This window comes from Plantibacter sp. CFBP 8775, assembly GCF_014839505.1.
Classification (GTDB): domain Bacteria; phylum Actinomycetota; class Actinomycetes; order Actinomycetales; family Microbacteriaceae; genus Plantibacter; species Plantibacter auratus.
This window is the reverse complement of the sequence record NZ_JACYNV010000002.1, coordinates 62,687-74,278: the sequence shown is the minus strand read 5'-3', so window position 1 is coordinate 74,278 and position 11,592 is coordinate 62,687. Positions and strand designations below refer to the sequence as shown.

At 70.3% G+C, this 11,592-nt stretch carries 11 protein-coding genes; 10 read left to right on the top strand and 1 reads right to left on the bottom strand.

Features of this window, described 5'->3' with window-relative positions; translation table 11 throughout:
• The first annotated feature begins 41 nt into the window (after positions 1-41).
• Positions 42-419, top strand: coding sequence for a VOC family protein (locus tag IFR14_RS12980; protein ID WP_137243246.1), 378 nt, complete (start codon positions 42-44; stop codon positions 417-419).
• Positions 420-434: 15 nt separating this feature from the next.
• Here IFR14_RS12980 and IFR14_RS12975 read toward each other — a convergent pair whose 3' ends face one another.
• The gene (locus IFR14_RS12975; RefSeq protein ID WP_137243245.1) at positions 435-1,067 is read right to left on the bottom strand and encodes a TetR/AcrR family transcriptional regulator; all 633 of its coding nucleotides are present in this window, start codon (positions 1,065-1,067) and stop codon (positions 435-437) included.
• A 105-nt stretch (positions 1,068-1,172) separates the two neighbouring features.
• On the opposite strand from IFR14_RS12975, the gene IFR14_RS12970 reads away from it, so the two are divergent.
• The 9 genes from IFR14_RS12970 to dapB all read left to right on the top strand — a co-directional run bounded on the left by IFR14_RS12970 (position 1,173) and on the right by dapB (position 11,590).
• Complete coding sequence (locus tag IFR14_RS12970) at positions 1,173-2,780, top strand: carboxyl transferase domain-containing protein (protein ID WP_342365700.1); 1,608 nt, start codon at positions 1,173-1,175, stop codon at positions 2,778-2,780.
• A 4-nt stretch (positions 2,781-2,784) separates the two neighbouring features.
• Positions 2,785-4,896, top strand: a complete 2,112-nt coding sequence (locus IFR14_RS12965; protein ID WP_191941356.1) for an ATP-binding protein — start codon at positions 2,785-2,787, stop codon at positions 4,894-4,896.
• Positions 4,893-6,059: an acyl-CoA dehydrogenase family protein gene (locus IFR14_RS12960; protein WP_191941355.1), complete on the top strand. Its 1,167-nt coding sequence runs from the start codon at positions 4,893-4,895 to the stop codon at positions 6,057-6,059. Before IFR14_RS12965 ends, IFR14_RS12960 begins: the two co-directional genes overlap by 4 nt.
• A 7-nt stretch (positions 6,060-6,066) precedes the next feature.
• Positions 6,067-6,564, top strand: coding sequence for a MaoC family dehydratase (locus IFR14_RS12955; RefSeq protein WP_137243786.1), 498 nt, complete (start codon positions 6,067-6,069; stop codon positions 6,562-6,564).
• Complete coding sequence (locus IFR14_RS12950; RefSeq protein ID WP_191941354.1) at positions 6,561-7,406, top strand: aldolase/citrate lyase family protein; 846 nt, start codon at positions 6,561-6,563, stop codon at positions 7,404-7,406. Before IFR14_RS12955 ends, IFR14_RS12950 begins: the two co-directional genes overlap by 4 nt.
• Before the next feature lie 171 nt (positions 7,407-7,577).
• Positions 7,578-8,657, top strand: coding sequence for an aldo/keto reductase (locus IFR14_RS12945; RefSeq protein ID WP_191941353.1), 1,080 nt, complete (start codon positions 7,578-7,580; stop codon positions 8,655-8,657).
• Between the two features lie 70 nt (positions 8,658-8,727).
• A complete protein-coding gene (locus IFR14_RS12940) occupies positions 8,728-10,095 on the top strand; it encodes a M16 family metallopeptidase (protein WP_124769523.1) in 1,368 nt (455 codons plus the stop codon).
• Entirely contained in the window at positions 10,096-10,698 is a 603-nt protein-coding gene (locus IFR14_RS12935) for a histidine phosphatase family protein (RefSeq protein WP_071262315.1), read from the top strand.
• A gap of 73 nt (positions 10,699-10,771) precedes the next feature.
• Entirely contained in the window at positions 10,772-11,590 is an 819-nt protein-coding gene (dapB, locus tag IFR14_RS12930; protein WP_159879073.1) for a 4-hydroxy-tetrahydrodipicolinate reductase, read from the top strand.
• The last annotated feature ends 2 nt before the right edge of the window (positions 11,591-11,592 follow it).

Sequence of the window (11,592 nt, the reverse complement as noted above, 5' to 3'; positions counted from 1 at the left end):
GTGCATCGTGTACGCATCGGGAATCAGCGAAGGAGCGACTCATGGTCTCGTACACGGATGTCTTCAGCGGGTTCTCGGTCGACGACATCGACGCGGCGAGGGCGTTCTACCGGGACGTCCTCGGTCTCACGGTCACCGACAACGCCATGGGATTCCTGGACGTGGCGCTCCCCGCCGGCGGGTCGGTGCTCGTCTACGGCAAGCCGGACCACACACCAGCTTCGTTCACGGTGCTGAACCTCGTTGTCGAGGACATCGACACGGCGGTCGACGAGCTGCAGGCGCAGGGCGTGGTGACGAAGCTCTACCCGGACGACGTCCTGCCGACGGACGCGAAGGGGATCATGCGCGGGAACGGCCCGGACATCGCCTGGTTCACCGATCCAGCGGGGAACGTCCTGTCCGTGCTCGTCGACTGAACCGGTCCCGCGTCCTCACTCGGCGAGCAGGGCGGCCAGTGCCATCCGCTCGAGCGTCGAGCGCACCGCCTCGCGGTCGGGTGTCCCGGCCTCGTTCCGACCGAGGGAGGTGCTGTGGGACGTGGAGTTGATCAGTCCGAAGCCCGCGAGCGCGCGGACCCGCAGTTCCGCCGCTGGGATCGTGGGATGGAGCGTCGTGAGGACGTCCACCCACCGCTCGACGTACCGCCGCTGGAGGGTGCGGACCGCGCGGCGGTCGTCCGGTGCCAGGCTGTCGAGGTCGTGGTCCTGGATGCGGATCACGTCGGGGTCGTCGAGGGCGAAGGCCACGTGGAAGGTGACCAACGAACGCAGTGCCCGACCGCTGTCCGGAGCCTGCTCGACCTCGCGGGTCCCGCCGTCCAGCAGATCCTGACTGACGCCGACGAGGAGTGCTGCGAGGACGGCCTGCTTGCTCGGGAAGTGGCGGTAGACGGCGGGTCCGCTCATGCCGACGGCTGTTCCGAGGTCCTCCATCGACACCCCGGCGAAGCCGCGCTCGGCGAACAGTCCGGCCGCTGACCGCAGGAGGGCGGAGCGACGTGCCGCTTTCGCCTCCGAGCGCCCGAGGTGCGGCGGGTTCGGGGACGGCGTGTCACGACCGGTCATCGGATCTCCTCGGGGTGGACTTTTTCAGTTAATGAACTGTAACCTCTCTTTCAGTGAGTGATGAGTAACTGAATGCACTCACGGTCGACGACGACAGGAGCCCGAGTGCCCATCCTCACGAGCGGTGCCGATCCCACCTCAGCCCGATTCCGCGAGCAGGAGGCGGCGCAACGGGAGCTCGTGACAGTGCTCGAACAGACGATGGCGACCGCGGCCCTGGGCGGACCGGAGGCGTCGCGGGCCCGGCACGTCGCCCGGGGGAAGCTGCTGCCGCGCGATCGGGTCGACCGCCTGCTCGACGAGGGGAGCCCCTTCCTGGAGATCGCGCCCTTGGCCGCGCACGGCATGTACGACGACGCGACTCCCGGCGCCGGGGTCATCGCCGGGATCGGCCTCGTCCACGGACGACACGTGCTCGTCGTGTCGAACGATGCGACCGCGAAGGGCGGCTCGTACTTCCCGATGACGGTGAAGAAGCACCTCCGGGCCCAGGAGATCGCTGCCGCGAACCGGCTGCCCTGCCTGTACCTCGTCGACTCCGGGGGAGCGAACCTCCCGACGCAGGACGAGGTCTTCCCCGATCGCGACCACTTCGGCCGGATCTTCTTCAACCAGGCCCGGATGTCGGCGGCCGGCATCCCGCAACTCGCCGCCGTACTCGGGTCCTGCACCGCCGGAGGTGCGTACGTCCCCGCCATGAGCGACGAGAACGTGATCGTGCGTGGCCAGGGCACGATCTTCCTGGGCGGTCCACCCCTCGTGAAGGCCGCGATCGGCGAGGTCGTGACGCCGGAGCAGCTCGGCGGCGGCGACCTCCACGCCCGGGTGTCGGGGGTCACCGACCACCTCGCCGACGACGACGCGCACGCGCTCGACATCCTCCGGGACGCGGTCGCGACGCTGCCGGCGCCCCACCAGTGCGCGTGGGAGGTGCGTCCGAGCGTGCCGCCGGTCGTCCCCGAGGCGGAACTGTACGGGGTCGTCCCGGCGGAGCTGCAGACGGCCTACGACGTCCGTGAGGTGATCGCGCGGCTCGTCGACGGCAGCGACTTCTCGGAGTTCAAGCGCGAGTACGGCGACACCCTCGTGACCGGGTTCGCGAGGCTGCACGGGCACCCCGTCGGCATCATCTCGAACAACGGCGTGCTCTTCAGTGAGTCGGCCCTGAAGGGCGCCCATTTCATCGAGCTCGCCGACCAGCGCGGCATCCCGTTGCTGTTCCTCCAGAACATCTCGGGCTTCATGGTCGGCAGTGACGCCGAGGCCGGAGGCATCGCCAAGCACGGCGCGAAGATGGTCACCGCGGTCGCGACCACCCGGGTGCCGAAGCTGACGGTCGTGATCGGCGGTTCGTTCGGCGCCGGCAACTACTCCATGTGCGGCCGGGCCTACGATCCCCGGTTCCTCTGGATGTGGCCGGGCGCGCGCATCTCCGTCATGGGGGGACAACAGGCGGCGAGTGTCCTCGCGACCGTCAAGCGCGACCAGCTCGAGGCTCGCGGTGAGGCGTGGACCGCCCAGGCGGAGGAGGACTTCCGGGCGCCGATCCTCGCCGACTTCGAGGAGCAGGGCAACCCGTACTACTCGACCGCACGGCTCTGGGACGACGGCATCATCGATCCCGCCCAGACCCGAACGGTCCTCGGACTCGCGCTCGAGGTGTGCTCCCGCGCGCCCCTGCCAGAACCCGGCTTCGGCCTCTTCAGGATGTGACGGCATGACGATCCAGACACCGAACCGGCCGGGCCAGGCATCTACGCGTCCCTTCCGCTCCGTCCTCGTCGCGAACCGCGGCGAGATCGCCTGTCGCGTGATCCGCACGCTCACCGCGATGGACATCGAGAGCATCGCGGTCTTCAGTGACGCCGACCGCGACGCCCCACACGTCCGGCTCGCGGACCGCGCCGTCCGCCTGGGACCCGCGCCCGCCGCGGACAGCTATCTCGACGTCGACGCCGTCGTCCGAGCCGCCGTCACGACCGGGGCCGAGGCGGTGCACCCGGGCTACGGCTTCCTGTCCGAACAACCCGCGCTCGCGAGGGCGCTCGCCGCTGCCGGGATCGTGTTCATCGGACCGGACGAGCGCGCCCTGGTCCTCATGGGCGACAAGATCCGGGCGAAGGACCACGTCGCGGCTCGAGGCGTCCCGATCATCGAGGGCGTCGCCGACGCCTCGCTCGACGACGACGCGCTCGTCCGTGCCGGCGTCGCCATCGGCTTCCCGCTCATCGTCAAGCCGGCGGGCGGTGGCGGCGGCAAGGGGATGCAGGTGGTGGAGCGCGCCGAGGAGCTCCCATCGGCCATCGCCTCCGCGCACCGGGTGGCCGAGGCGGCCTTCGGCGACGCCACGCTCCTCCTCGAGCGGTTCGTCTCGAGACCCCGGCACATCGAGGTGCAGGTGCTCGCGGACGCCCACGGTGCGGTCGTGCACCTCGGCGAGCGCGAGTGCTCGCTCCAGCGTCGGCACCAGAAAGTGGTGGAGGAGTCCCCGTCGCCGCTCATCGACGACCGCCAGCGCGCGCGACTCGGCGAGGCGGCCTGCACGGTCGCCCGGAGCGTCGGCTACCGAGGGGTGGGGACCGTCGAGTTCCTCGTCGCCGACGACCGACCCGACGAGTTCGCCTTCCTCGAGATGAACACGCGGTTGCAGGTGGAGCATCCGGTCACCGAGCTCGTCACGGGTCTCGACCTCGTGGAGTGGCAGGTGCGAGTCGCCGCCGGTGAACCGCTGACGATGACGCAGGACGACGTCGTCCTGCGTGGTCACGCGGTGGAGGCGCGGCTGTACGCGGAGGACCCGTCGAGCGGCTTCCTGCCCCAGACCGGGGTGCTCCAGCGGGTGCGTCTGCCGCACGGGCCGGGCGTCCGCGTCGACGGCGGCATCGTCACCGGGCAGTTCGTCGGCCCCTGGTACGACCCCATGCTCGCGAAGATCGTGTGCTGGGCCGAGGATCGCGGGACCGCGCTCCGGCGACTCGACGCCGCGCTCGCGGCGACGGTGGTCTTCGGTGTCCGCACGAACCTCGGCTTCCTCCGGCGGCTCCTCGCCGACGAGGACGTCGTCGCGGGACGACTGCACACCGGTCTCATCGCCGACCTGCTCGACGACAGCCCGTCCGCCGCGACGTCCGAGCGGGTCCTGACCGCAGTGGCACTCGCCGAAACGGACGACCGACGATTCGAGGCCGCAGCGCGGACCGCCGGACTCGGGACGCCGTGGTCGGATCCCGGTGGGTGGCGCCTCGGCGCGGCAGCACCGACGCGACAGCACCTGCGTCTTGAGGACGGACGCATCGTCCGCATCGAGGTGCGTGGGTCGAGCGACGACGCGAGCGTCTCCGTCGATGACGCGGCACCGACCCGGGCCGCGGTCCGCAGCCGGTCGGACGGCACCCTGCGGTTCGAGCACGACGGTGTCAGCACCCCGTTGGAGACCGTCCGCGTGGGGGACCAACGTTGGATCGCGCTCGACGGTGCCATCAGTGTGGTCGAGGTGGTCCCGCGTGAGGCGCTCCCAGCCGGCGGGGATCCGACTGCGGCCGGTGCGGTCGATCCGGAGGTGCGGACGCCGATGCCCGGCACCGTCACGGCCGTGCACGTCACGAGCGGCGACGCCGTCACCGCCGGTCAGCCGCTGGTCACCGTCGAAGCGATGAAGATGGAGCACCTCCTCACCGCCACGACCGACGGCACGGTCACCCTCCACGTCGCCACGGGTGGCACGGTCGCCACCCGTCAGTCGGTCGCGACGATCGCCGCAGACCCCGTCGCAGCACATCTGAACGCAGCCCCAACCGATGCAGCACCCACGAACGGAGCATCAGCATGAACACCGAGCTCAGCCCCGAGCACCAGCGGATCGTCGACACGGTCAAGGCGTTCGCCGACGAGGTCGTCGCGCCCGCCGCCTATCAGTACGACACGGAACGGCGTCTGCCGTACGACATCATCGCGCAGATGGGGGAGCTGGGACTCTTCGGGCTGCCGTTCCCGAAGGGACTCGGCGGCGGGGGAATGGACTACTTCGCGCTCTGCCTCGCCGTCGAGCAGCTCGGACGCGTCGACCAGAGCATCGGCGTCACCCTCGAGGCCGGCGTCGGCCTCGGAGCCATGCCGATCTACCTGTACGGCACCGACGCCCAGCGCGAGGAATGGATCCCGCAGCTCGCGAGCGGGCAGGCGCTCGCCGCGTTCGGCCTCACCGAGGCGCGTGCCGGCAGTGATGCAGGCGCGACGGAGACCACCGCCGAACTCGTCGACGGTGAGTGGGTGATCAACGGCACGAAGCAGTTCATCACCAACTCCGGGAGCGAGATCACCCGTCTCGTGACGGTCACGGCCGTCACGGGGGAGCGGGTCCGATCCGACGGCCGGGTGACGAAGGAGCTGTCGTCGATCCTCGTGCCGGTCCCGACGCCGGGCTTCACCGCGCTACCGCCCTACGACAAGGTCGGGTGGCACACCTCCGACACCCACCCGCTGCGGTTCGAGGACGTCCGCGTGCCTGAGGGCAACCTGCTCGGCGAACGCGGGCGCGGATACGCCAACTTCCTCACGGCGCTCGACGGTGGACGGATCGCCGTGGCCGCGCTCGCCGTCGGAGCTGCCCAGGGCTGCCTCGAGGAGGCGATCCGCTACGCCAAGGAGCGGGTCGTGTTCGGTCGGGCGATCGGTGACAACCAGTGGATCGCCTTCCGGATCGCGAAGATGCAGGCGCGGGTCCACACCGCCAGGCAGGCCTACTACGACGCCGCGTCGCGCATGCTCCGGGGAGCGCCCTACAAGATGGAGGCCTCCATCGCGAAGATGGTCGCCGGGGAGGCCGCGATGGACAACGCCCGCGACGCGACCCAGATCTTCGGCGGCTACGGGTTCCTCAACGAGAACCCGGTGGCGCGGCACTACCGGGACTCGAAGATCCTCGAGATCGGTGAGGGCACCACCGAGGTGCAGCTCATGATCATCGCCCGCGAACTCGGCTTCGCATCGTGAGGTCATGATGACCGACTCGTCCGAGACGTCGTCCGGCCCCGTGATCGAGCAGCGAGGTCTGTACTTCGAGGAGTTCGTGGTTGGTGCGACCTACCGCCATCGCCCCGGGCGCACCCTCACGGAAGCCGACAACGTCCTGTTCTCGACCCTCACGATGAACGGGCAATCACTGCACGTGGATGCCGCGTGGTCTGCGACCGGGCCCTTCGGGGAACGGCTCGTGAACTCGATGCTGACCCTCTCGACGCTCGTGGGGCTGTCGGTCGCGCAGCTCACCGAGCAGACGATCGTCGCGAACCTGGGCTTCACCGACATCGCCTTCCCGAACCCGATGCGCCACGGCGACACGCTGTACGCCGAGACGCTCGTGACGGCAAAACGGTTGTCGTCGTCAAGGCCGGGCGAGGGTGTCGTCACCCTGCTCCACACGGGTAGGAACCAGGATGGCGTCGTCGTCGCGACCGCGACCAGGAGCACGCTCGTCCAGTGCTCGGGTGCATCGTGACCGGCGCCGCGGCGTTCGACCTGGGGCCGGCGATCCTCTTCGTCCCAGCGGACCGTCCGGACCGCTTCGCGAAAGCGGCCGAGCGCGCGGATGCCGTCATCCTCGATCTCGAGGACGCCGTGGCCCCGGCCGACAAGCCGGCCGCCCGCCGGGCGATCGTCGACCATCCGCTCGATCCCTCGCACACGGTCGTCCGGGTCGACCCGGCTGGGACCGTCGACTTCGACGACGATGTCGCGGCGCTCGCGGACACCGCCTATCGCACGGTCATGCTGGCGAAGTCGGAGACGACCGCGGCGCTCGACCGGCTCGTGGACGCGATCCCGGACGTCCGGATCATCGCGCTGTGCGAGACCGCTGCCGGTGTCGTGCAGGCACCCGCGTTGGCCGCCCATCCTGCGGTCGTCGCGCTCATGTGGGGCTCTGAAGACCTCATCGCGTCCCTGGGCGGCACGAGCAGTCGGCGGGCCGACGGGCGATACCGGGACGTCGTCAGACACGCGCGGTCGTGGGTGCTGCTCGCCGCGGGAGCCGCCGGGGTGGCCGCGATCGACGCGGTCCACCTCGACATCGACGATCTCGACGGGCTCGCGGACGAGGCGGCGGACGCGGCCGCCGTCGGCTGTATCGCCTCCGCGTGCATCCACCCTGGTCAGGTCCCGACCGTTCGCGCCGCCTACCGCCCGGACGCCCGATCGGTGACAGCGGCGCGTGCGCTGCTCGACGCCGCAGCGGGAGCCGCCGGCGTGTTCCGGCACGAGGGACGCATGGTCGACGAGCCGCTCCTGCGGCACGCGCGACTCGTGCTCGCCCGTGCCGAGGTGTCCGTCGATCCGAGGTGATCGACCGACTCCCGCAATCGTTACGAATCAGTTGCCACCCGGTCGTGATGTCGTCCGGCCGAAGTCGCCGGTCTCCTCTAGCCTGGTGAGCAAGCACCGGCCCGTCGCTCCACGCACGGATCCCGACGGTGCAGCGCGTCACCGGTCGGCGGACCGAGAGAGGGGCAGGGGATGCCACACCTCTGGCGCTCGTCGAGCACCCGTGGCAGTTCTCTCGTCGGCGGAGCAGCGGACGGCGTCGACGACGACGCGAGTCGGCGTCCCGAGCAGCTCGTCCCGCACCCGTCCTTCCCGACGCCCGTCCAGGACCCCGAGCCCTCCGAGGCACCGAGGCGCACGATCGGCGACTCCGAGTTGTCGGTCTTCCCGGTCGTGCTCGGCGGCAGCGTGTTCGGGTGGACGGTCGACCCCGACACGACGTCGGACATCCTCGACCGGTTCCACGACTCCGGCGGCAACATGGTGGACACCGCCGACAGCTACGCGGGCGGACGCAGCGAGATCCTCATCGGCAACTGGATGCGGAAGCGCCGCAACCGGGACGACATGGTCGTCGCGACGAAGATCGGCCGGCACCCCGACTACCCGGGTCTCGGCTCGGTGAGCATCATCCGCGCGGTCGAGGCGGCGCTCGAACGGTTGCAGACCGACCACATCGACCTGCTGTCCTTCCACGACGACGACCCGAGCATCCCGTTGGCCGACAGCCTCGGGACGGTCGACTGGCTGATCGAGACCGGCAAGGTCCGCTACCTCGGCACCTCGAACACGACCCCTGAACGGCTGATGGAGGCGCGGATCCTCTCGGCGAGCGGCTTCACCCAGTTCGTCGCGCTCGAGACGCACTACAGCCTCATGCACCGGGAGCCGTACGAGAGCACCCTCGCGCTCGTCGCGACGGCCCAGCACCTCGGTGTCCTGCCCTACTTCGCCCTCGCGAACGGGTTCCTGACGGGCCGCTACCGCACTCGTTCCGACCTCGACCCGAGCACCCGCGGCAGTCGCGCCGCTACCCATCTCCACCGCCGTGGACTGCGGGTCCTGCACGTCCTCGACGAGATCGCGGAGGAGAACCGCTGCACGGTCGCCTCGGCGGCGCTCGCCTGGGCCATGTCACGTCCCGGCGTCGTCGCGCCCATCGCGAGCGCGTCCCAGCTGGCTCACGTCGACTCGCTCATCGCGGCGGCCGACGTGCGGCTGAGCCGTGGGCAGATCCTCGAGCTCGACCGCGTCTCCGGTCGCTTGCGCTGAGTCGACCGGCGGTCGCCTGCGCACGGTCGCTCGCGCGCGACGCCCGGGAACCTGACGTATGGTTGGGGTGATGAACGCCGCCGTCGACTTTCCGCTCACTCGTCCCGAGCTCGCGTTCACCGCATCCGGGGACGCGCTCGTCCGCCGGACTGTCCTGCCCAACGGGCTGCGCATCCTGAGCGAACACATGCCGGGCAGCCGCAGCGCGACGATCGGCTACTGGGTGGCCGTCGGCTCCCGCGACGAACAACCGGCGACCGCCGATCGACCGGCGACCTTCGGCTCGACGCACTTCCTGGAGCACCTCCTGTTCAAGGGCACGCCGTCGCGTTCCGCCCTCGACATCGCGGTCGCCTTCGACGCCGTCGGCGGCGAGCACAACGCGCTCACGGCCAAGGAGCACACCTGCTACTACGCCAAGGTGCGCGATCGCGACCTGCCGATGGCGGTGGACGTCATCACCGACATGCTCACCTCCTCGCTACTCGACCCGGAGGAGTTCGAGAACGAACGCGGCGTCATCCTCGAAGAGCTCGCGATGATGGACGACGATCCAGGGGACGTCGCCAACGAACGGTTCTTCGAGCGCGTGCTCGGCGAGCACCCGCTCGGGCGTCCCATCGGCGGTCACCCGCAGTCGATCATCGAGGTCGGCCGGGACGCCGTCGTGGCGCACTACCGAGCCAATTACCGCGCGAACGACGTCATCGTGACGGCGGCCGGCGCCGTCGACCACGACGCGCTCGTCGCCCAGGTGTCGGGGGCGCTCGTGCAAGCGGGCTGGCCGGCGGACGCGGTGGCCGCACCGGTCGCGCGTCGGACCCTCGCTCCTGCTGCCGTCGTCGGCGGATCGCCGCTCTCGGTCGTGCACCGACCCACCGAGCAGGTCCACCTGCAGATCGGCGGAGCGGGCCTCATCGCGGGCGACGAGCGACGATTCGCCATGAGCATGCTCAACTCCATCCTCGGCGGCGGCATGTCCAGCCGCCTGTTCCAGGAGATCCGAGAACGGCGCGGGCTCGCCTACTCCGTGTACTCGTTCGCCGGCAGCTACTCGGACGCCGGCGTCTTCGGCCTCGCTGCCGCCTGCTCCACGGCGAAGGCGGCGACCGTGGCCGAGCTCATGCTCGCCGAGCTCCACCGGCTCGCCGAGCACGGTGTGACGGACGAGGAGTTGTCGCGCGCGCTCGGTCAGCTGAGCGGCGCCTCGGCGCTGGCGCTGGAGGATTCGGACTCGCGTATGAGCCGCCTCGGTCGAGCGGAGCTGACCCTCGGCGAGTTCATCGACCTCGACGAGAGCATCCGTCGCCTGCAGTCCGTCGGTCAGGACGACGTCCAGCAGCTCGCGCAGCACCTCGCCGCGCAGCCCATCACGGTGTCGGCGGTCGGAGCCGTCGACGAGGACACCTTCGCTCCGATCATCGCGGGGGTGCGTTGAATGTCCCATTACCTGTATCTCGTCAGACACGGCGAGCAGCAACACGCTGAGCACGGCTTGCCCGACGGACCACTGTCGGCACGCGGTCGTCGTCAGGCACAGCTGCTCGCGGAGCGCCTCGGTGGTGTCCCGATGACCGCGGCGTGGCACTCGCCGTTGCAGCGTGCCGCGGAGACCGCCCAGATCATCGCCGAGCGGATGCCGGCGGTCACACCGGAGCCGTCGTCACTGCTCTTCGACTGCGTCCCGAGCGGTCGTACACCGGAGACGCCGTCGGCGTTCGACCCCTTCTTCGGCTCGATCACCGAAGCGGAGATCGAGGCGGGCGAGGCGCAGATGGCCGACGCCGCCGCCGAGTTCCTCTCGCCCAAGCGCGGTGACCATCACGAGCTGCTCATCACGCACAACTTCGTCATCGGGTGGCTCGTCCGCGAGGCGCTCCAGGCGCCCGCATGGCGCTGGGTGAGCATCAACCAGGCCAACGGCGGACTGACGGTGCTGCACCAGCGCGCCGGGCGTCCGTGGAGCCTCATCACCCACAACGACCTCGCGCACCTCCCCATGGAGCTCCGCACGGGTCTTCCCGAGCCGCACATCGTCTAGTCGGCGGCGGGGGAGCAGATCGGCAGGCCTCCGCCCGAGGACGGCGCGCGCGGGCAACACGTAAGCTGAGGGCATGACGACACGAGTGGCGCTGGCCGGCGCGAGCGGCAAGATGGGCCGACTGTTCACCAGCATCATCGGTTCACTCGACGACTTCGAGCTGGTCGCGTCGCTCGGTTCGTCGAGCGAGCTGAGCGAGATGGACGGGGCGGACCTCGTCGTCGACGTCACGGTCCCGGGTGTCAGCCAGCGGATCGTCGACCACGCCGTCGCTCAGGGTATCAACGTGCTCGTCGGGACGAGCGGTTGGTCGGCCGAGCGTATCCAGCGACTCGACCGCCGGCTCGCCGAGCTGCCCGAGCAGGGCGTCGTCATCATCCCCAACTTCTCGCTGGGGTCCGTCCTGTCGACGAGTCTGGCGACCGTCGCGGCCCGCTTCTTCGACTCGATCGAGATCATCGAGTCCCACCGCGACACGAAGGTGGACTCGCCCTCCGGGACCGCCGTGCGCACCGCCGAGCTGATGATGGCCGCTCGTGGCGACCGTGGGCCCGTCGCCGCTCCGCACACCGACCAGCGGGCGAGGGGACAGCAGGTCTCGAGCATCCCGATCCACAGCCTGCGGCTCCAGGGTGTCGTCGCCCGCCAGGAGGTCGTGTTCGGTGGCGTCGACGAACTCGTCACGATCACGCACGACACGATCTCGCCCGCGTCCTACGAGCGGGGCATCCGGCTCGCCCTCGTGGCCGCCCGCGACGCCCAGGGGGTCACCGTCGGTCTCGACAGTCTGCTCGACCTCGGACTCGATCGCCCAGGGCCGGCGGGTCGGCGGCCCGCCCAGGGGGCGCCCGAGCACGTCTCCGGCCAAGCCGCGGCGGCCAGCGCCCTGTGAAG

Coding starts and splice junctions, on each gene's coding strand:
- IFR14_RS12980 (WP_137243246.1), top strand. CDS start 42: ATGGTCTCGTACACGGATGTCTTCAGCGGGTTCTCGGTCGACGACATC.
- IFR14_RS12975 (WP_137243245.1), bottom strand. CDS start 1,067: ATGACCGGTCGTGACACGCCGTCCCCGAACCCGCCGCACCTCGGGCGC.
- IFR14_RS12965 (WP_191941356.1), top strand. CDS start 2,785: ATGACGATCCAGACACCGAACCGGCCGGGCCAGGCATCTACGCGTCCC.
- IFR14_RS12960 (WP_191941355.1), top strand. CDS start 4,893: ATGAACACCGAGCTCAGCCCCGAGCACCAGCGGATCGTCGACACGGTC.
- IFR14_RS12955 (WP_137243786.1), top strand. CDS start 6,067: ATGACCGACTCGTCCGAGACGTCGTCCGGCCCCGTGATCGAGCAGCGA.
- IFR14_RS12945 (WP_191941353.1), top strand. CDS start 7,578: ATGCCACACCTCTGGCGCTCGTCGAGCACCCGTGGCAGTTCTCTCGTC.
- IFR14_RS12940 (WP_124769523.1), top strand. CDS start 8,728: ATGAACGCCGCCGTCGACTTTCCGCTCACTCGTCCCGAGCTCGCGTTC.
- IFR14_RS12935 (WP_071262315.1), top strand. CDS start 10,096: ATGTCCCATTACCTGTATCTCGTCAGACACGGCGAGCAGCAACACGCT.
- dapB (WP_159879073.1), top strand. CDS start 10,772: ATGACGACACGAGTGGCGCTGGCCGGCGCGAGCGGCAAGATGGGCCGA.